Annotated in this window: 19 protein-coding genes; all 19 read right to left on the bottom strand. The window is 65.9% G+C overall.

What is annotated here, in order from left to right; translation table 11 throughout:
* Positions 1 to 4: 4 nt before the first annotated feature.
* On the bottom strand, positions 5 to 1,426 hold the full coding sequence (locus A3K89_RS05720; RefSeq protein WP_254303445.1) for a diguanylate cyclase domain-containing protein: 1,422 nt from the start codon (positions 1,424 to 1,426) through the stop codon (positions 5 to 7).
* An 87-nt stretch (positions 1,427 to 1,513) separates the two neighbouring features.
* Complete coding sequence (locus tag A3K89_RS05725; protein WP_068423163.1) at positions 1,514 to 3,832, bottom strand: putative bifunctional diguanylate cyclase/phosphodiesterase; 2,319 nt, start codon at positions 3,830 to 3,832, stop codon at positions 1,514 to 1,516.
* Positions 3,833 to 4,013: 181 nt separating this feature from the next.
* Positions 4,014 to 4,673, bottom strand: a complete 660-nt coding sequence (locus A3K89_RS05730) for a DsbA family oxidoreductase (protein WP_068423166.1) — start codon at positions 4,671 to 4,673, stop codon at positions 4,014 to 4,016.
* A 39-nt stretch (positions 4,674 to 4,712) separates the two neighbouring features.
* A complete protein-coding gene (locus A3K89_RS05735) occupies positions 4,713 to 5,150 on the bottom strand; it encodes an OsmC family protein (RefSeq protein ID WP_068423170.1) in 438 nt (145 codons plus the stop codon).
* Positions 5,151 to 5,225: 75 nt separating this feature from the next.
* Complete coding sequence (locus A3K89_RS05740; RefSeq protein ID WP_068423173.1) at positions 5,226 to 6,821, bottom strand: MFS transporter; 1,596 nt, start codon at positions 6,819 to 6,821, stop codon at positions 5,226 to 5,228.
* 201 nt (positions 6,822 to 7,022) lie between these two features.
* On the bottom strand, positions 7,023 to 9,563 hold the full coding sequence (locus tag A3K89_RS05745; protein WP_068423176.1) for an ATP-dependent Clp protease ATP-binding subunit: 2,541 nt from the start codon (positions 9,561 to 9,563) through the stop codon (positions 7,023 to 7,025).
* A 297-nt stretch (positions 9,564 to 9,860) separates the two neighbouring features.
* The gene (lysS, locus tag A3K89_RS05750) at positions 9,861 to 11,378 is read right to left on the bottom strand and encodes a lysine--tRNA ligase (RefSeq protein ID WP_068423313.1); all 1,518 of its coding nucleotides are present in this window, start codon (positions 11,376 to 11,378) and stop codon (positions 9,861 to 9,863) included.
* 75 nt (positions 11,379 to 11,453) lie between these two features.
* Positions 11,454 to 11,876: a rhodanese-like domain-containing protein gene (locus tag A3K89_RS05755; protein WP_068423179.1), complete on the bottom strand. Its 423-nt coding sequence runs from the start codon at positions 11,874 to 11,876 to the stop codon at positions 11,454 to 11,456.
* Positions 11,873 to 12,466: a cysteine dioxygenase gene (locus A3K89_RS05760; protein ID WP_254303446.1), complete on the bottom strand. Its 594-nt coding sequence runs from the start codon at positions 12,464 to 12,466 to the stop codon at positions 11,873 to 11,875. Before A3K89_RS05760 ends, A3K89_RS05755 begins: the two co-directional genes overlap by 4 nt.
* Positions 12,467 to 12,580: 114 nt before the next feature.
* Positions 12,581 to 13,381 (bottom strand): type III pantothenate kinase, encoded by an 801-nt coding sequence (locus A3K89_RS05765; protein WP_068423185.1) that lies wholly within the window; start codon positions 13,379 to 13,381, stop codon positions 12,581 to 12,583.
* 2 nt (positions 13,382 to 13,383) lie between these two features.
* Positions 13,384 to 13,815, bottom strand: coding sequence for an aspartate 1-decarboxylase (gene panD / locus A3K89_RS05770; RefSeq protein WP_068423188.1), 432 nt, complete (start codon positions 13,813 to 13,815; stop codon positions 13,384 to 13,386).
* An 11-nt stretch (positions 13,816 to 13,826) separates the two neighbouring features.
* The gene (gene panC / locus A3K89_RS05775) at positions 13,827 to 14,711 is read right to left on the bottom strand and encodes a pantoate--beta-alanine ligase (RefSeq protein ID WP_068423191.1); all 885 of its coding nucleotides are present in this window, start codon (positions 14,709 to 14,711) and stop codon (positions 13,827 to 13,829) included.
* Entirely contained in the window at positions 14,708 to 15,622 is a 915-nt protein-coding gene (locus A3K89_RS05780; protein WP_068423194.1) for a Rossmann-like and DUF2520 domain-containing protein, read from the bottom strand. The genes panC and A3K89_RS05780 overlap by 4 nt, the downstream gene beginning before the upstream one ends.
* Positions 15,623 to 15,745: 123 nt before the next feature.
* On the bottom strand, positions 15,746 to 16,909 hold the full coding sequence (locus A3K89_RS05785; RefSeq protein ID WP_068423197.1) for a DUF6779 domain-containing protein: 1,164 nt from the start codon (positions 16,907 to 16,909) through the stop codon (positions 15,746 to 15,748).
* A gap of 101 nt (positions 16,910 to 17,010) precedes the next feature.
* Positions 17,011 to 17,478 carry a DUF3180 domain-containing protein gene (locus A3K89_RS05790; RefSeq protein ID WP_068423200.1) on the bottom strand — a complete coding sequence of 156 codons (468 nt, stop codon included), beginning with the start codon at positions 17,476 to 17,478 and terminating at the stop codon, positions 17,011 to 17,013.
* Complete coding sequence (gene folK / locus A3K89_RS05795; RefSeq protein WP_068423202.1) at positions 17,475 to 17,990, bottom strand: 2-amino-4-hydroxy-6-hydroxymethyldihydropteridine diphosphokinase; 516 nt, start codon at positions 17,988 to 17,990, stop codon at positions 17,475 to 17,477. The genes A3K89_RS05790 and folK overlap by 4 nt, the downstream gene beginning before the upstream one ends.
* On the bottom strand, positions 17,987 to 18,349 hold the full coding sequence (folB, locus tag A3K89_RS05800; protein WP_068423205.1) for a dihydroneopterin aldolase: 363 nt from the start codon (positions 18,347 to 18,349) through the stop codon (positions 17,987 to 17,989). The genes folK and folB overlap by 4 nt, the downstream gene beginning before the upstream one ends.
* Positions 18,346 to 19,179 (bottom strand): dihydropteroate synthase, encoded by an 834-nt coding sequence (gene folP, locus A3K89_RS05805; protein WP_068423208.1) that lies wholly within the window; start codon positions 19,177 to 19,179, stop codon positions 18,346 to 18,348. Before folP ends, folB begins: the two co-directional genes overlap by 4 nt.
* Positions 19,176 to 19,823 (bottom strand): GTP cyclohydrolase I FolE, encoded by a 648-nt coding sequence (gene folE / locus A3K89_RS05810; RefSeq protein WP_068423211.1) that lies wholly within the window; start codon positions 19,821 to 19,823, stop codon positions 19,176 to 19,178. Before folE ends, folP begins: the two co-directional genes overlap by 4 nt.
* Positions 19,824 to 19,845: the final 22 nt, after the last annotated feature.

Here is a 19,845-nt window from a genome sequence, read left to right on the forward strand (position 1 = left end):
GGCCTCACAGCGCAAGATCGTGTTCGGCACGTGAGGACGGCGTGCCGAACACCGAAAACCCGGACGTATCGGCGTTCTTCGCGGCGTACATCGCCGCGTCGGCTTTCCTGAGCAGGTCGTCGGCGTCGGCCTGGAACCCGTCGTCGACAGCGATGCCGATACTCGCCGAGACGGTGACGACGTATCCCTCGATCTCGACCGGGTCAGCGAGTTCGGCGAGTATCCGCTTCGCTACTCCGACGGCATCCGACCCGCGATGCAACACGACGAACTCGTCGCCGCCGAATCTCGACACGGTGTCGTCGGGACCCACTGCGCCGGCCAGTGTTTCGGCCGCGATTCTCAAGATGTCGTCCCCGACAGCATGCCCCAACGTGTCGTTGATCGTCTTGAAGTTGTCCAGATCTATCACGAGAAGTGCTATCGGATAGGGGTTTCCGTTCTCGGCGATGTCACGGATCCGTTGCCCGACGAGCACACGGTTGGGCAACCCCGTCAGCGGATCGTGCAGCGTCCGGCGTCGCAGTTCACTCTCGAGGTCGTGCCGACGAACGGCCGCCGACACCACACCGGCGACGGTTTGCACGAATGCGAGTTCGCCGTCGTCGAAACCCCTGCGCTCGGCGCTGTACACCGCGAGGACACCCCACGGCTCCCCCATCCCGTCGATCACGACGGCAGCCCCGCTGCGCACGCCTCGGTCTCGCATGAATTCCGTCGGAAAGCGGAACTCCGCGTCGCGGTCGACGCACACGACGGGCTCGTCGGACACCAGCGCTGCCGCGGCATGAGACATGCGGGACAGAGGAATCGGACCGGGAGCACGGCCCGGGCCCGAATAGGCGACGGCCATCAGTTCCGTTCTGCTCGGAAACCCGGGTTCGAAGATGACGGCGCACTTCATACCCATCAACGACAGGGCCGCGTCGGTTGCGGTCTGCATGACGTGGGCTGGGCTGGCCGTCAACGCGATTCGACTCAGATTCGCGACCGCCCGCTGTTCCCTGGCGTGCGCGTCGGCCGCGACGGCGACCTCGACGAGGCGCCGTTCGTGATCGAAACGACCACGTAGGTCGCGGAATGCCAAGGCCACCATCGCGACGGAAGCGTGCCGTCCCGTCACCACGTACGCGGACACCCACGTCGGTATCGCCTCTCCGGTGCGGAGGTGCGTGAGTTCGACATCGCCCGTCCACACCCCACCCGCGAGCGCACGTGCCACCGGGCCCGTACGTGCGTACACCGAGCCGAACACCCCTTCGGCGGTCCGCACCGCCTCGGCCGTGTCCCGCGCACCGATCAACTCGATCGCCGCCGAATTCAGGTACGCGACATCACCGTCCGACCCCCGCAGACACATCGCGTCGGGGGATCGGTCGGCCGTGGCGGCGAACTCCGCCACCCACTCCTCGACAACCGGATCCACTGTCCTGCACTCCCACTGACCAGCACTCGAATCCCCCGATGCTTCGTGGTGCGCCCTCATCGTCCTACGCCCGTACGGCGTCACTCACTACTGTCGTTGGGGCACCGGCCCTACGGCTTCCGACGAGGCGTCGTCGTCACGGTCCACGTCGAGTCCGGACGAGACCCTGCCTTCGACGCGCTCGACGAGCGCCTGCAATTCCTCGGCGGGAACAGGGCGTCCGATGTGGTAACCCTGCGCGCCGTCGCATCCGAGAACACGAAGACGATCCAGAGTTGCCTTGTCCTCCACGCCTTCTGCGACGACGTTCATTCCGAGGCTGCGTCCGAGTTCGATCGTCGAACGCACGATGGATGCATTGGTGGGTTGACTGTTCATCGCGGTGACGAACGACCTGTCGATCTTCAGTGTCTGCACCGGAAGGGATCTGAGGTAGGCCAGCGAGCTGTATCCGGTGCCGTAGTCGTCGATCGCGATCGACGATCCGATGTCCCTCAATGACACGAGCGCGTCGACCGAGCGACGCGGATCGGTCATCGCCGACGTCTCCGTCACCTCGAATTCGACTGCGGACGAGGGCACGTCGTGCCGCTCGAGCGCCGACGCAACTTGATCGACGAGCGTCGGGTCGATCAGGTTGCGCACGGACAGGTTGATCGAGATTCCGATGCGAAAACCTTTGCTGCGCAATGCGCCACAGCACGCGAGCGCGTCTTCCAGAACGTACGCGGTGATCGCGGGCAGCATACCGGTGCGCTCGGCGTCGGCAAGGAACGAACCGGGCCCGATCAATCCTTCTCGTGGATGCTGCCACCGCAACAGTGCCTCGACGCCGACGACACGGCCGGTCAGCAGATCCAGGCAGGGCTGGAAGAACACGCGCAATTGGCGTTGCAGAACGGCAGTTTCGAGTTCGCCGAGCAACCGCATCTGCTCGCGGCGATCGCAGTCCATCGCCGGGGCGTAGATCGACAGGCGCATGTGGCCCGCCTTCGCCGCGGTCAGCGCGACGTGCGCGTGTTGCAGGAGTGCGTCGGCGTCGGCGCCGGGCAGCGTCGAGGACTGTACGACGCCGACCGTCGCCTCCAACGCGACATTGATGTCGTGCACGAACATCGTCCTGCTCACGCATCGTTGGAAGTGCTCGGCACATTCGGCGGCCGGCATCGGCATTCGCTGCGTCGGTACCGCGACGACGAACTGGTCTCCGCCGAGCCGTCCGACGACGGCGTCCGTCACCGCGGCGGAGACGAGTCGTTGCCCGATTTCGCGCAGAACGGTGTCTCCCACCGGATACCCGAACGTCTCGTTGATCTGGGCGAAGCGATCGATGTCGACGATCAGCACCAGGATTCCCTGGTCTGTCGCCTCGTCGACTGCGCGGTCGAGCAGTTCACCGATACGCCGACGGTTCGGCAGACCGGTGGTGGAGTCCGACATCGCCGCGGTGGTCAGTTCCGACGCTTGGCGTCTCATCACCGACAGGAAACAGGCCATTCGAGCTCCGACGAGCGCGACCACGACCATCGAACACCCCGCGACGATCCAGCCCCACTCGGACACCGGAGCGCCTCGTGCGAGTTCTACGCCCATCACCACGGGCGCCATCAGGCTCGCCGCGCACAACCCGAGGAGTCGCGTTCGGTCGGCGAACAAGTGCTTCTCCACCCCGACGGACGACGACACCCGACGCGACGGGTGGAGCGAGTACGCGGCCAACAGCACGTAGCCGAGGAGCGAGGTCGCGGTGGCAGGGTCGACGGTCAGACCGTTCCAGAACGTATATGCCGATGCGTTGTACGCGAGCGGATTCGACAGGGCGATCGCGCAGAACGCGACCGTGAGCAGCACGAACGGAGTGGTTCGCGCGCGTTTCGACAGCAGAAGGATCAAGGCCGTGGCGACGAGCAGGCCGTCCGCGATCGGGTACAGCACAACGGGCCAGTTCGACGCCAACCGAGCCGGCAGTTCTCCGGCCGGCCCGTGCCCGACCAGGAAGACCCAGGAGATCAGGCCGAGTCCGGTAGCCACGATCGACGCCTCGAGAACGTCCTCGACCTTGACTACGCGGCCGTCGGCGTCGCGCAAACAGAGAACCGCGCCGACGAACGCCGCATGGCCGATCAGATACAGGAAGTCCGCCACCGACACCACCGGTGCCGCGCGCCCCTGGACATCCCCGAACTCGACGACGGCGTCGCCGACAACGCAGGCCAGCAGACCGATCAGCAGTAGGACCCACGTTGCCCGGTCGTCGCGGCGACGCGCATATCCACCGCGGACGAATGCAACGACGGTAACCACAGCTACCAGCGCGTGGAGGACCGCACGCCAGACATCGTCCGCGAGCAGGATGTACCCGGCCACGCAGGCGAGCCCCGCAGCCAGGAACCTCGACCAGACCATCGTCTCGGGCCGTTCCTTCCTGGTCCCCCAACCGTCGAATTCTTGTATTTCGCGTCGAAACCAGTCGTTCCATCGGTATTCGTACCCGAAACCGCACCGGATTGGTTCGGGTTTCAAGAATTACAGACTAGGGGAAGGATGTAACGCGCGGCTACTGGAGACCAGGCGGTATCGGCGGACGCTACTCGCGCATCGCGTCGAACCCCTGCTCCAACAGCTGCAGAAGCACCGGCACCGGCTGCGCACCCGAGACTGCGATTCGACGTCCGGCCACGAAGAACGGAACCCCTGTGACCTGCAGTTCTCTTGCGGTCGCAAGATCGGCACGTACCTCGTCCAACCCGGCGTCACCCGCCAAAGCGTCGGCAGCACCGGTTACGCCCGCACGTTCTGCCAGTTCGACCAGAACGTCCCGATCGTCGACGACGCGGCCATCGGAGAAATGAGCCTCGAACAGCGCGGACAGGATTTCGTCGGCGAGACCTTGTTTGCGTGCGATGTGGACGAGGCGATGGGCGTCGAACGTGTTCGCGGCGACGACGGTGTCGAAGTCGATCGTCAGTCCGTCCGCCTTCGCGATGCTCGCGACGTGCTCGAACATGCCTGCTACCTGTTCGGGAGCCATGCCTTTCATGCGCACGAGTGCGTCCAATTCGCGTTCTCGCGCGCCGACGGGCGCCTCGGGCGACAGTTGATAAGAACGCCAGATCACGTCGACGCGGTCGCGGCGGTCGAATTGCTCTAGTGCCGCCGCGAACCGCGTCTTCCCGATGAAGCACCAGGGACATGCGATGTCGGACCAGACCTCCACCTGCAGGACATCGATATCAGTTGAAGTCACGGCGAATGCAACCGCCGGGGTGCGTCGGCTGTTCCCGGGTCAGGATTCGAGCGCGGCGTCCAGAGTGATCTCGACGCCCGTGAGTGCTTTGCTGACCGGGCACGTCTCCTTGGCCGACTGCGCAGCCTTCGCGAAACCTTCTTCGTCGAGGCCATCGACTTCACCGCGGACCGTCAGCTTGATACCCGTGAGCTTGAATCCGGGATTGTCCGGGCCGAGCGAGACGTCGGCCTTGACCTCGAGACTCTGGGGTGTGCCGCCCGCTTCGGCGATCAGCGCCGACAGCTGCATTGCGTAGCAGGACGAGTGTGCGGCGGCGATCAACTCCTCCGGGCTCGTCGTGCCGTCGGCATTCTCGGCGGCACGCTTGGGGAAGGACACGTCGAACGTCGCTGCGCCCGAACTCGTCAACTCGACCTGACCCGATCCTGCTTCGAGGGTTCCGTTCCATGCGGTGCGCGAAGTACGTGTGGGCATTGCGTTCCGATTCCTCTCGTCGCGGACCGCCCGTCCAGCGGCCCTGGTGTGCAGGTTGCCCGGATCGGCTGTTCGCTAACCGGGCCTCTCCGCGGACTCCGCTCGCTGCGCGTCGTGCGAATGATAGTGCGCGAGAAGGACTCTTTCGGCGTCGCGTTTGGGGAATGCGAAGAACACCAGAACCGCACCCACCAGAACCACGAGAATGGCTGCGGCGTAAGCGTTCTGGTCACCGTCGAGGAACGCTTGCCTCGCGGCTGAGATGATCTGATCGGCATACTGCGGGTAACTCTCGGAGAGGTCGGCGGCCGAGGAGAACGATTTCGTCAGGACCGCCTGGGTCTGCTCGCTGACCGCGCTCGCGTTCGGAGAGCTCGCGATCTGCGAGGACACCGACGCCGCGTAACCTGCCGTCAGCAACGCTCCGAGGGTGGATTGCATGATGGCACCACCCAGGTCGCGTTGGAGATCTGCAGTGCCGGAGGCCATTCCGGCACGATGCACCGGAACCGAGCCCGTCAGCGACCGCGACGCCGGTGTGCCGGCGAACCCGACGCCGACGCCGAGCATGATGTAGCTGATCGCGACGACCCAGTAGGCGATGTTCTCCTTCCAGGTCGCCCATGCGACGACGAGTCCGGCGACGATGAACACGTATCCGAGCAGCAGCGTGAACCTCGACCCGTGGGACTCGACGAGCTTGGCCGACTGCGGTGCGACGACGACCATCGCCAGCGCGGCGGGAAGCGTCGACGCGCCAGCAGCGAGAGTCGAGTATCCGAGCACGTTCTGCAGAAACTGCTGTCCGACGAAGATGACACCCATCAACGATCCGAACACGATGATGCCCGCCAACGCCGCCACCCAGAACGTGCGACGTCGGGCGACGCCCAGGTCGTACAACGGAGATTCGACCCGTCGCTGCCGGACGACGAACGCGACACCCGCCGCGAGCGCGATGACGCCGAGACCGATGGACAACGTCCCCATGCCTTGCACCGGCGCGAAGTTGATACCGAGAACCAAGGCCGCGATGAACACCACCGACACCATGCCGCCGAGATGGTCCACCGCGTCGGTCGTCTCGTTGACGTGCGCGGGCACGAGCACCACCGCGAGGATCAAGGCCAGCAACGCGAGTGGCAGCGTCACCAGGAACACCGAACCCCAGTGGAACTTCTCGAGCAGCGCGCCCGACATCAGCGGTCCCAGCGCGGACAGGGCGCCGCCGAGCGCCGACCACAACGCGATCGCCTTGGTCCGTGCCGGTCCCGACCACAACGCCGTGATCAGGGCCAACGTCGTCGGGTACGCGAGCCCCGCGGACAGACCACCGAGCAATCGGGCACCGAACAGCACCTCGACGTTCGGCGCGAATCCCGCGACCACACATGCCGGAATCGACAGCGTCATTCCCAGCACGAGCAGTAGCTTGCGTCCGTACCGATCTCCGATCGCACCGAGGTACAACACCGACGCGGCAAGACCGAGCGAGTACGCGACGGCGACGAGGTTCAGCTGGGTCTGACTCGCGTCGAAATCTCGACCGATCTCGGGCAGAGCGACGTTGGCGACGGCCAGATTCAGGTTCGCCACTGCGGCGACGAGGATCAGAACGAACAACACCAGCCCGGCTCGGCCCGGTACCGAGCCCTTCTCGACAGAGGTCACACGCGACAGTAAAGCTCAGTATGGGCGTTCGTGCCTCACCTTTGTCGTGCGAACTATGTGCTCGCTCGCGGTCGTTCCGCATCGATGGACCCTCGCAGCCGTCTATCGGCTGCCGCGTGACATCGATGCCGTAGGACAGCGAGACAACGAAGCGGGCCACGCCGAACAGATGGCGTGGCCCGCTTCGTTGGAACTACCTGACTACTCGCTGTCGCTGTCTCCCGCGGCCTTGGCCAGGTCGACGGGCAGCTCGTCCGGAACGCTGATCGGCTTCTTCTCACCGCGGAACGTGAACTTGGCGTCCTCGCCCTGGCCTTCGCCGTCCCAGTTCTCGACGTCGACCAGAACGATCTGGCCTGCCTCGATCTCGCCGAAGAGAATCTTCTCCGACAGCTGGTCCTCGATCTCGCGCTGGATCGTGCGACGCAGCGGCCGCGCACCCAGGACGGGGTCGAATCCGCGCTTCGCGAGCAGGGACTTCGCCTTCTCGGTGACCTCGATGGACATGTCCTTGTTCCGCAGCGCACCCTCCACGCGGTTCAGCATGAGGTCGACCATCTGGATGATCTCGTCCTGCGTGAGCTGGTGGAACACGACGATGTCGTCGATACGGTTGAGGAACTCGGGGCGGAAGTGCTTCTTCAGCTCGTCGTTGACCTTGAGCTTCATGCGCTCGTAGTTCGAGCCCTGGCCCTCACCCGAGGAGAAGCCGAGGCCGACGGCCTTCGAGATGTCCGACGTACCGAGGTTCGACGTGAAGATCAGCACGGTGTTCTTGAAGTCGACCGTACGACCCTGACCGTCGGTGAGGCGTCCGTCTTCCAGCACCTGCAGGAGCGTGTTGTAGATCTCCTGGTGTGCCTTCTCGATCTCGTCGAACAGGACGACGGAGAACGGCTTGCGACGGACCTTCTCGGTGAGCTGGCCGCCCTCTTCGTAACCGACGTATCCGGGAGGAGCACCGAAGAGCCGCGACGCGGTGAAGCGGTCGTGGAACTCGCCCATGTCGATCTGGATGAGTGCGTCGTCCTCGCCGAACAGGAAGTTCGCGAGAGCCTTCGACAGCTCGGTCTTACCGACACCGGACGGGCCGGCGAAGATGAACGAGCCCGACGGGCGCTTCGGATCCTTCAGGCCTGCACGCGTACGACGGATCGCCTTCGAGACGGCCTTGACGGCGTCTTCCTGGCCGATGATCCGCTTGTGCAGCTCCTCCTCCATGCGGAGCAGACGCGTGGTCTCCTCCTCGGTGAGCTTGAAGACGGGGATGCCGGTCCAGTTTCCGAGGACCTCGGCGATCTGCTCGTCGTCGACCTCGGCGATGACGTCCAGGTCACCGGAGCGCCACTGCTTCTCACGCTCGGTGCGCTGGTGAACCAGCTGCTTCTCCTTGTCGCGCAGGTTCGCAGCCTTCTCGAAATCCTGTGCGTCGATCGCGGATTCCTTCTCGCGACGAGCGTCGGCGATCTTGTCGTCGAACTCGCGCAGGTCCGGCGGCGCGGTCATCCGGCGGATGCGCATGCGCGCGCCCGCCTCGTCGATTAGGTCGATGGCCTTGTCCGGCAGGAACCGGTCGTTGATGTAGCGATCGGCCAGCGTCGCGGCCGCGACGAGAGCACCGTCGGTGATCGAGACGCGGTGGTGAGCCTCGTAGCGATCGCGCAGACCCTTGAGGATCTCGATGGTGTGCTCGACGGTTGGCTCACCGACCTGGACGGGCTGGAAACGACGCTCGAGAGCCGCGTCCTTCTCGATGTACTTGCGGTACTCGTCGAGGGTCGTGGCACCGATGGTCTGCAGCTCACCACGAGCGAGCTTCGGCTTGAGGATCGACGCCGCGTCGATGGCACCCTCGGCCGCACCTGCACCCACGAGAGTGTGCAGCTCGTCGATGAACAGGATGATGTCGCCGCGAGTGTTGATCTCCTTGAGGACCTTCTTCAGGCGCTCTTCGAAGTCACCGCGGTAGCGGCTGCCTGCAACCAGCGACCCGAGGTCGAGGGTGTAGAGCTGCTTGTCCTTCAGCGTCTCGGGAACCTCGCCGTTGACGATGGCCTGCGCGAGGCCTTCGACGACGGCGGTCTTACCGACGCCGGGCTCGCCGATGAGAACAGGGTTGTTCTTGGTACGGCGGCTCAGGACCTGCATGACGCGCTCGATTTCCTTCGCGCGACCGATGACGGGGTCGAGTTTGCCTTCCAGGGCAGCCTGGGTCAGGTTACGTCCGAACTGGTCGAGAACCAGCGACGTCGACGGGGTGCCCGCCTCGCCACGGCTGCCGCCGGACTCCGACGGCTCCTTGCCCTGGTACCCCGACAGCAGCTGGATGACCTGCTGGCGAACACGGTTCAGGTCGGCTCCGAGCTTGACCAGAACCTGAGCCGCGACGCCTTCGCCTTCGCGAATCAGACCCAGCAGGATGTGCTCGGTGCCGATGTAGTTGTGGCCGAGCTGCAGCGCTTCGCGCAGGCTGAGCTCCAGAACTTTCTTGGCGCGCGGGGTGAAGGGAATATGACCGGACGGAGCCTGCTGGCCCTGCCCGATGATCTCCTCGACCTGGCTGCGGACTCCTTCAAGGGAGATACCCAGCGACTCCAGAGACTTGGCCGCCACGCCCTCACCCTCGTGGATGAGACCGAGCAGGATGTGCTCCGTGCCGATGTAGTTGTGGTTGAGCATCCGGGCTTCTTCTTGAGCCAGGACGACAACACGCCGCGCGCGATCGGTGAACCTCTCGAACATCGCTCTCCCTCACTTCTCGGTGGGTGGTAGCAATCACCCACCAGGTCTTTCCAGCACCACGTTTTCGGTAACTCGGGGTCGCTCGGCATCGAAGGTGTCGCGCCTACGCTCGAATACGTCTGCGCGCCCAACTTCACTGTAGTTGGCCGGTGGTGCGCTTGCCGACCCTCGGTCCCGTAAAGCCCCGGTTCCGAAAGGTCCTACCGAGGCCCTTCATGCCTGCTTACCGTTCATAACGCGTGCACGGGCAGTTTCGTTTCCGGTTCGCTGTCCGCTGCTGGCGAACAACCGAACCGGCTACTTCGACGGCTTGACGATCGGGAACAGGATCGTCTCCCGAATACCCAATCCCGTCAGCGCCATGAGAAGGCGATCGATTCCCATGCCGGTGCCGGTCGTCGGCGGCATACCCTGTTCCATCGCGGCCAAAAAGTCCTCGTCGAGAACCATTGCCTCGTCGTCGCCGGCCGCAGCCTGACGCGCTTGATCCTCGAACCGCTCGCGCTGGATGACAGGGTCGACAAGTTCGGAGTAGCCGGTGGCCAACTCGAATCCGCGAACGTAGAGATCCCACTTCTCGGTGACGCCCGCGATGCTGCGGTGCTGACGCGTCAGCGGCGACGTTTCGACGGGGAAGTCCCGCACGAACGTCGGCGCGGACAGGTCGTCGCCCACCTGGTGCTCCCACAGTTCCTCGACGAGCTTGCCGTGTCCGTAGATCGGCTTGCCGTCCTTGCGCGGCACCTCGAGCCCGACCTTCTCGGCCAGTGCAAGAAGCTCGTCGACGGTGGTCTCCGGGGTGACGGTGACGCCGATGGCCTTCGACAGCGACGGGTACATCTCGAGCGTCGTCCACTCGCCGCTCAGGTCGTACGTGGAGCCGTCGGGAAGCACGACGACCTGCGTGCCCAACGCCGCCTGCGCGACTTCCTGGATCAGTTCGCGCGTCATGCGGGCCGAGTCGTCGTACGTGCCGTATGCCTCGTACGTCTCGAGCATTGCGAATTCCGGCGAGTGCGACGAGTCGGCACCCTCGTTGCGGAAGTTGCGGTTGATCTCGAAGACCTTCTCGATGCCGCCGACGACACAGCGCTTCAGGAAGAGTTCGGGAGCGATACGCAGGTACAGATCCGTGTCGAGTGCGTTGGAGTGCGTGACGAACGGACGCGCCGCGGCGCCGCCGTGCAGCGTCTGCAGCATCGGGGTCTCGACCTCGAGGAAGCCGCGACGTTCGAGCGCGTTACGCAGCTCGCGTACGACGGCGATGCGCTTGCGTGCGACTTCACGGGCCTCGGGACGGGTGATCAGGTCGAGGTAGCGCTGACGGATGCGCGTCTCCTCGTTCAGTTCCTTGTGCGCGACGGGCAACGGACGCAGCGCCTTCGACGCCATCTGCCATTCGTCGGCCATGACGCTGAGCTCGCCGCGTCGGCTGGAGATGACCTCGCCGTGCACGAACACGAAGTCACCGAGGTCGACGTCGGCCTTCCATGCTGCGAGCGCATCCTCGCCGACGCCCGCGAGGCTGATCATCGCCTGCAGCTGGGTGCCGTCGCCTTCCTGCAGCGTCGCGAAGCACAGCTTGCCGGTGTTGCGCACGAAGATGACGCGTCCGACGACGCCGACGAGCTGACCCGTCGTGGTGTCCGCGTCGAGGCTGGGGTACGCGTCGCGAATCTCGCGCAGCGAGTGGGTGCGCGCCACCGAGACCGGGTAGGCCTCGCGGCCCTGCTCGAGCAGCCGGTCCCGCTTTTCACGACGAATCCGTAGCTGTTCCGGCGTGTCGTCGACTATGTGGGAAGCTGCTTCAGTCACGGACACACACTTTATCCGCGAGCCCTACGTACCTCGCAAATGCATATGCATTTGCGGGAAGGGCTCGGGAACCGATCAGTGCGACGCGACGGCCTCGGCCTCGCGGACACAGTGCCTGGCCTGTGTCAGGATGCCGAGCAGCCCGGCCGCCTTGAGCGCTTGATACCCGCCGACGAGGTCGGTGGCCTTGGTCAGTCCCAGTTCCTGCAGCGACGCGGCCGCGAGCGACGAGGTGTATCCCTCGGAGCAGATCACGACCCATTCGACGTCGTGGTCGGTCGCGGCGGCGAGTCGCGCGTCGCTGGTCGGATCGAGACGCCATTCCAGAACGTTGCGTTCGATCGCGAGCGCTCCCGGAAGCGTTCCTTCCACGGCGCGCTGCGCCTGAGGGCGGATGTCGACGACGATCGCGCCACGTGCGACGGCGTCGCGCAGCTCGAAGACGGTCATGCGGTCGATCTTGGTGCGGGCCTGCTCCAGCATTTCGACGATGGTCATTTCGAAGGTCCTTCGGGTTCGTCGGTGAGCTCGGTGCGGGTTCTTCGGAGTGCGGACTTGTCCGTCACCTCGTAGTAGGACATGGCCGTCAGAGGCGGTGAATAGGCATGCACGCTCAGCGTCGGATGAGGAGTTGTCGGGTCACTCCGCAGGCTCCGCTCCTGCCCACTGATCGACGCGGGTGCACGCATGACGTCGTGAACCCATCCGAGTGGGAACGACGCCTGATCTCCCGCGTCGAGACGTCGACGCTTCAACGCGTCTCCCGCCCAACGGTATTCGACGAGCGAGCCGCTGAGAACGGTGAGCGCTCCGAGCGATCCGGCATGGTCGTGAAGCTCGGTGGACCGGTCGGCGACCCAGCTGATCAGCCAGACGTCGAGGTCGTCGTCGGCGTGCAGACGCGTCGACCAACGTTCGTCGGTGGGCCAGACTCCGCCTGCGGGCAGCAGGTGGTCGAAGCGGCCCTCCAGAACGTCGGCAGCACCCTGATCGGTGATGCGCAGCAGGTCATGGGGGCGCAAGCGTGTCGGCAGCGTCAGCTGGGGAGACACGGGCGCAGATACAGAAAAGACAGGTGTGGAAAGCACGGAAACTACTCCAGGGTGTGAAAATGAACGAGGCAGCGGTCAGCCTCGACAACACTCCTGGGGTCCCATGCACATCATCACGCCGACGATTCTGACACACGCAGCGCGAACGCGCTAGCGCGCCCGCCTTTTCGCCAGATTTCGCTCGTACACCAGACGCAGACCTTCGAGCGTCAGATCGGGCTCGTGATGCTTGATCGACGTGCTCTCGTCCATGATCAGCGGCGCACTGTCGCCGGTGCCGATGACCGCGACGTCCTTGCCTGCGAACTCGGGCAGCTCGCGCCTGACGCGTCCGACGAGTCCGTCCACGAGACCCGCGAAGCCGAACACGGCCCCGGACTGCATGCACTCGACCGTGTTCTTGCCGACGACCGAGCGTGGACGAATCAACTCGACCTCACGAAGCGCCGCGGACCTCGACGACATTGCGGCCGTTGATATTTCGAGCCCGGGTGCGATCGCGCCACCGAGGAACTCTCCCTTGGCCGACACGACGTCGACACACGTCGTCGTACCGAAATCGACGACGATGCACGCACTTCCGTACAGATCGTATGCCGCGAGGGTGTTCACGATCCGGTCCGCACCCACCTCTTTCGGATTGTCGACGAGCAGAGGAACCCCCGTGCGTACGCCGGGCTCGACCACGACGTGCGGCACGTGCTTCCAGTACCGGGCCAGCATCGTGCGCATCTCGCGCAGCACCGACGGGACCGTCGACAGCGCCGATACACCGGTGATCCGATCGACGTCGTCGCCGAGAAGCCCACGCAGCATCAGAGCCAGCTCGTCCGCGGTGACGCGGGGGTCGGTACGCATCCGCCAGTCGCGCAACAACTTCGAGTGATCTCCACTGCCGGTGAAAAGTCCGAGCGTGGTCGAAGTGTTGCGCACGTCGATCGCGAGAAGCACGGCTACACCGCGACGGAATCGGCGCGCAACGAGCGCGGGTCGATCAGGCCCGAACCCTCCGGCGCGTGCGCCGGGTCAGCACCGAGCACGACGGGCGCGTTCTTCTCGTCGACGAACACCACGCGCGGGGCGTAGTTCGCTACCTCCTGCTCGTTCATCACACCGTAGGCGATCAGAATGACGAGGTCACCGGGGTTGACGAGATGCGCTGCGGCACCGTTGATTCCGATGACGCCACTGCCGCGCTCACCGGTGATGACGTACGTTTCGAGGCGTGCGCCGTTGTCGATGTCGACGATCGTCACCTGCTCGCCCTCGAGCAGGTCGGCGGCCTCCATCAGGTCCTTGTCGACCGTCACCGAACCCACATAGTGCAGGTCCGCGTGCGTCACGGTGGCGCGGTGGATCTTCGATTTCATCATCGTGCGAAACATGGTCGTTCCCTTCAGTTCTCGAGGAAGCCGGTGCCGACGGCGACCCCGACGTTGTCGATCAGCCGCGTCGTGCCGACCTTGGCTGCGACGAGCAGCCGGCCGTCGCCGCGTTCGGGCGCGGGACCGAGATCCACACCCCGAAGTTCCAGATAGTCCACTTTGACCTCGGGCGTGCTGTCGAGCACGCTCCGTGCGGTCGCCAGAATCGCCTCGGCGCCACCTGCTGCCGCGTGAGCACCGGCGACGAGAGCCGCGGACAGCACCATCGCCGCCTCACGTTGGACGGGATCGAGGTATCGGTTACGCGACGACAGCGCGAGCCCGTCCTGCTCGCGAACCGTCGGAACGCCGAAGATCTTGACGTCGAAGTTCAAGTCCCGCACCATCTGCCGGATCAGAGTCAGCTGCTGATAGTCCTTCTCACCGAAGTACGCCGCATGCGGCGTCGCTATCTGCAGCAACTTCGCGACGACCGTCAGCATTCCGGCGAAGTGAGTGGGACGCGACACTCCTTCGAGTTCGCTCCCGAGCGGACCCGGATGGATCGTCGTGCGCGGGCCTGCCGGGTACATGTCGGACGCCGACGGCGCGAACACGAGCTCGACGCCTTCCTCACGCAGAAGTTCGACGTCGGCATCGAGCGTACGCGGATACGCGTCGAGGTCCTCGCCTGCACCGAACTGCAGCGGATTGACGAAGATCGACACGATGACGACCGCACCGGTACGCCGCGCCTGACGCACGAGATGGATGTGCCCGGCGTGCAGCGCACCCATCGTCGGCACCAGCGCGACGGTCTTGCCCACGGCGCGAAGGGCTTTCGACACCGAGGTGACGACGGCCGGATCGTGGTGGACTGTCAGCTCCCCCGCCTTGTAGCTGCCTGCCAGGGTCATCGTTCACCTTCCAGAAATTCGACGAGCTCGGGGTTCGAGCCGATCTTCGTTGCCGCACGCAGTGCGAGGGCTCGGTACTCGGCCGCGATGCCTGGATCGATTTTCGCCAGCGTCGCCAGGTGCGCTTCGACGGCTACGAGGTCGCCGCGGGCGACAGGCCCGGTCAACGCCGAGCGACCGCGTCGCAACGCATTCTCGAGAGCGGCAGTGACGAGAGGTGCGAGGACTCGGACCGGAGTGTTCGGGTCCGTGTCGATACCAGGGAATCCAGGGCCGTCGAGTGCGACGCCGAGTGCGTCGATCGCGTCGGCGATGACCGTGACGAGGTGGTTGGACCCATGCGCGAGAGCTGCGTGATAGAGCACCCGATTCTCTTCGGCGACGTGAACCGGCTCGCCGCCGAGCTCGAGGACGAGCGCTTGCGCCACCGCGTAACCGATCTCGTCGGCGGCGGTGATACCGAAACACGCGGTCGACAGACGGTCCGTGTCCTCGGCCTCACCCGTGAACGTCATCGCGGGGTGGATCGCCAGCGGAATCGCGCCGAGTGCCGTCAGCGGCGCGAGCACCGAGATGCCGTTGGCACCCGACGTGTGTACGACGAGTTTTCCCGGGGCCACTGCGCCCGTCGACGCCAAGCCGGAGGCGATGGATCCGAGCTCCGTGTCGGGAACAGCGAGAACGAGAAGCTCTGCGCGACGCGCGACCTCGTCGACCGGCAGAATCTCGGTGTCGGGCAGTCGGGTCGTCGCCCGCTGCACCGAATCCGCGGATACCGCGGAACACGCCACGACGACGTGGCCGACGCGCTCGAGCGCCTCGCCGACCGCAGTGCCCACGCGGCCCGCGGAAACGATTCCCACGGTGAGGCGTGCAGGTGCGATGTCGGCGGTGAACTCCGATGAGGTCACCAAAGATCCCTTCGTTCGTTCCAGTCCCGCTCGGCGGGTACCAGACGTCCTTCAGGAAGGATAGCGGCATCGTGCACCGCCCGACCACGGGCCGAGCCCGTGATCTATTTCACGGGCTGCGTATCAGTCCGCGCGACGACGGTGCCGACGCGCCTGAGGCTCGGACCCGCCCGATTGCAGGCCCGCCATGATCTCGGCGACGGACCGGCCGTTCGAATGAGCTCCGTCGGCGTCGACCTCCGGCTCCGCGCGACGACGCCGACGCGGTGAGACCGGGGGCAGCCCGTCGTCGTACGTCGGCGCAGGCTCGGGAGCAGGCGCCGGCGCAGGGTCCGGCGACGCCTCCGCTGCCGCCTCACCGCCGGCGTACGCGGGTTCGGGCTGTGGCTGTGGTTCGGGCTGCGGCTCCGGCTCGCGCTCGGGTTCCGGCTTGCGATCGAGCTCGGGCTCGGGTTCCGGGAGAGAGGGTGGGCCCGCGGGCGAGCCGACCGGCTCGTTGACGAGGGGCGCGATGGGTGCGCGCGGTGGCATCGGAACACGACGTCCGCTGCCGGGGATACGGACATCCGTCGCACGCTCGGACCGTCGACGCGTAGGGGCGGCCGTGGAATAGCCCGTCGATCCGGGGTCTTCGCTGCCGATGGGGACGTCGGGGTACAGCACGGACGTCTCGGCCGTGACGGGCTCGTCGAGCGGGTTTCCCAGCCCGGCGACAGGCGCACTCTCGGCGTCCGACGTGCTGGCCTGCGGCTGCGAACCGCCGCCCGGGACGTAAAGGCCCGACGCCGCAGCCTGGTAGTTCTCGTAGCTGCGACCGCCGAGTTCCTGCATCCGTGTCGCCTCGGCGCGCAGCGCCACACGTTCGGTGGGCAGGTTTCCGTCGAACAACAGCTGCAGGTTCTCGCGGAGATGCGCGAGTTCCGCGCGCAGGGCTGCGACCTCGGTGGTTTCGAGCTGCACCTCGCTGCGCACCCGGGCCTCGACGCCCAGCTCGTACTCACGTCGGGCGGAGATCTCGCGTGCGAGCTGCAGTTCGTACACCGTCTGCAGATCCTTGGCCTTGGCCTGATCGGCCACTGCGTCGCGTCGATACTTGGTCATCGCGAAGGCGCCGACGATCGCGGCCCACAGCGCCGAGACCAGGCCGACGCGCAGCCATTGAATGTTCTCGCTGAACAGCAGCAGCGCACTGGCTGCGATGCCGAACACCACCAGGGCGGCGATGAACAGCTGGCTCGCACTGCGCCGCGGACGGCGGGTCGCTTTCGCGCGAGTCGGTTCGGTCATGGCAACCAGGGTAGCCGGGAAATCGGACTACACGAGACAAGCTGAAACGTCGATCTGATTCGATTCACAAGACCGTCGTGTTCACACGGTACGAGCGAGGCTCACGGCGTGGGCTCGTCGGGCGAGTCGTCCGGCGTGCGGCAGCAGTGTTCGAGCCACAGCGCAGCGCCGACGAGCGCTGCACCCGCGACGAGTCCGACGATTGCACCCGCTCGGTCGGAGGCGGCCGCACGCACGGTCGACACCATCGGCATCACGTGCAGCAGGAATCCGATCCATACGCCGGTCGCAGCAGCGCCGACCAGTGCGGAAGCCTTGGCCAGAGCCAAGGCTCGCGCTGCGGTGATCGGGTGAATCTGACGCGGGCCCGCGCCGATCTGACGCCGGTCGACTCTGGATCGGATCACGAACGCGAGGATCGTCTCGACCAACGCGACGGGATAGAGCGACGCGCCTGCGTAGACCGGGATGGGCGGCAACGATCCGTAGAACGTGCGCACCAGCAACCACGTGGCGACGGCCGCGATGACGGCAAGACCGATCAGATCCCAGACACGAGTCGGTTTCACGCGGACTCCGGTGTGTCGAGCGTCATGTCGGTTCGACGCACGCCCGCTCGCTCGTCAGCGCCGAGGGCAGCGAGCCACTCGGTGACAGGGCGAGCCGTGCCGTCGACCTCGAGCGTCGCAGCCGGGTCGACGTCGAGCCACGGGACGAGAACGAACGCCCGCTCGTGCGCACGAGGGTGCGGCAGAAGCAGTTCGGGATCGTCGCTGCTCACGTGGTCGCACACGACGATGTCGACGTCCAGGCTGCGTGGCCCCCATCGCTGCACGCGGACACGATCGGCAGCCGTTTCGCATGCACGGGCGAAGTCGAGCCACTCCCACGGCCCGCGAGCGGCATCGTCGACGATCAGAATCGCGTTGAGAAAATCCTGCTGCTCGACGCCTCCCCACGGCTCCGACGAGTAGACGGCCGACGCGGACACGAGCCGATCACCGAGCGCGTCGACGACCGATCGAAGATGCGCGAGCGAATCTCCGACGTTGCTGCCGATCGACAGCACGGCACGCGTCACGACCTGCTCCGGTAGGCGACGACCGCGACGTCGCCGAACGTCAGCGGAATCGGCGCCGACGGTTTGTGCAGGGTGACCTCGACCGCGTCGACTCGCTCATCGGCCATGACGCCGTCGGCGATCTCGGCGGCAACCGTCTCGATGAGATCCCGGGGTGGGCCTGCCACGATCTTCGCGGCGGCCTCGGCCAGTTCGCCGTAGTGCATCGTCCGCGTCAGATCGTCCGTGGCCGCAGCCGGACGCAGGTCTATCCACACGATGATGTCGACGACGAAATCCTGGCCGTCACGCTTCTCGAAATCGAAGACCCCGTGGTGTCCGCGGACGACGAGTCCACGCAACTCGATCCGGTCGCTCATGCGCCTCCTGACTGCCATGCTGCTACGACCGCTACCGCGTCGAGCGAGGAGATGGCGTCGTGCACCCGGACGCCCCACGCGCCGCCCGCGACAGCGAGGGCCGACACGACGGCCGTGGCGACTTCGCGGCCTGCCGGGGGGCGCGGTGTGCCGTCGTCGGCGGCGAGCAACGATCCGAGAAAGCGCTTGCGCGACGCACCGATGAGCACCGGCATCCCCAGCTCGACGAACGTCGGCAGCGCATGCAGCAACTGCCAGTTGTGACGCGCGTTCTTCGCGAACCCGAGGCCGGGATCGAGGATGATGTTCGACGCGTCGACGCCTGCTGCGAGCGCGAGATCGACCTGTTCGAGCAATTCGCGTCGGACGTCGGCGACGATGTCGTCGTAGTGCTCGACGCCCCCGGCGTGCACGTAGGCCGTCGCCGGTCGCCAGTGCATCAGAATCCACGGCACGCCTGCGTCGGCGACGACGTTGGCCATGTCCGGGTCCGCGCGTCCACCCGAGACGTCGTTGACGATCGACACTCCTGCCTCGATCGCGGCCGCGGCGACCGACGCCCGCATCGTGTCCACGCTGGTCGTGACTCCGTGCTGGGCCAGAGCAGCGATGACCGGAGCGACGCGGTCCGCCTCCACCTCGGGTGCGACGCGTGCAGCGCCGGGACGAGTCGATTCGCCGCCGACATCGACGATGCCGACGCCGCAGTCGCGCAGTTCGAGACCGTGCGCGACAGCCGCGTCGAGGTCGAGATACCGGCCACCGTCGGAGAACGAGTCGGCGGTGACGTTGAGAACACCCATCACGACGGGTGCGGCGGGCACGCTCATTTGCGAAGAATGAGATCCAACGCCTCGGCCCTGGACGCGGCACTGGATTGCAACAGACCGCGCACGGCCGACGTCGTCGTGCTGGCACCGGGTTTGCGGATGCCGCGCATCGCCATGCACAGATGCTCGGCCTCGATGACGACGATGGCGCCGCGCGGATCGAGCTTGCGCATGACCGCGTCGGCGATCTGGCTGGTCAGGCGCTCCTGCACCTGCGGGCGCTTGGCATACAGGTCGACGACGCGTGCCAGCTTGGACAGGCCGGTGACCTTGCCTGCCTTGCCCGGGATGTATCCGACGTGGGCGACGCCGTGGAAGGACACCAGGTGGTGCTCGCACGTCGAGAACATCGGAATGTCGCGCACCAGCACCAATTCCTGGTGGCCCTCGTCGAACGTGGTGTTCAGCACGGAGTCGGGATCGGTGTAGAGCCCACCGAAGATCTCCTTGTACGCCCGCGCGACGCGTGCCGGGGTGTCGACGAGTCCGGGACGATCCGGATCCTCGCCGACAGCGATCAGCAGCTCGCGCACCGCCGCCTCCGCCCGGGGCTGATCGAACGTCTGCCCCGTCTCGACCGCGACGAGCTCGCCGACGCCGTTGATCGCGGCCGCGCCGTCGTCGCCGGCATGCCTGACTGACACCAAGATCGCACCTCCGTTGGCG

Source organism: Rhodococcoides kyotonense (assembly GCF_001645385.1).
Lineage (GTDB): Bacteria > Actinomycetota > Actinomycetes > Mycobacteriales > Mycobacteriaceae > Rhodococcoides > Rhodococcoides kyotonensis_B.

What these genes read in the sequence shown, in the direction of transcription:
- panD (WP_068423188.1), bottom strand. Translation starts at nt 13,815, where the DNA reads ATGTTTCGCACGATGATGAAATCGAAGATCCACCGCGCCACCGTGACG.
- folP (WP_068423208.1), bottom strand. Translation starts at nt 19,179, where the DNA reads ATGAGCGTGCCCGCCGCACCCGTCGTGATGGGTGTTCTCAACGTCACC.
- A3K89_RS05745 (WP_068423176.1), bottom strand. Translation starts at nt 9,563, where the DNA reads ATGTTCGAGAGGTTCACCGATCGCGCGCGGCGTGTTGTCGTCCTGGCT.
- A3K89_RS05785 (WP_068423197.1), bottom strand. Translation starts at nt 16,909, where the DNA reads ATGACCGAACCGACTCGCGCGAAAGCGACCCGCCGTCCGCGGCGCAGT.
- A3K89_RS05725 (WP_068423163.1), bottom strand. Translation starts at nt 3,832, where the DNA reads ATGGTCTGGTCGAGGTTCCTGGCTGCGGGGCTCGCCTGCGTGGCCGGG.
- panC (WP_068423191.1), bottom strand. Translation starts at nt 14,711, where the DNA reads ATGACCCTGGCAGGCAGCTACAAGGCGGGGGAGCTGACAGTCCACCAC.
- A3K89_RS05735 (WP_068423170.1), bottom strand. Translation starts at nt 5,150, where the DNA reads ATGCCCACACGTACTTCGCGCACCGCATGGAACGGAACCCTCGAAGCA.
- folB (WP_068423205.1), bottom strand. Translation starts at nt 18,349, where the DNA reads ATGAGCGACCGGATCGAGTTGCGTGGACTCGTCGTCCGCGGACACCAC.
- A3K89_RS05755 (WP_068423179.1), bottom strand. Translation starts at nt 11,876, where the DNA reads ATGACCATCGTCGAAATGCTGGAGCAGGCCCGCACCAAGATCGACCGC.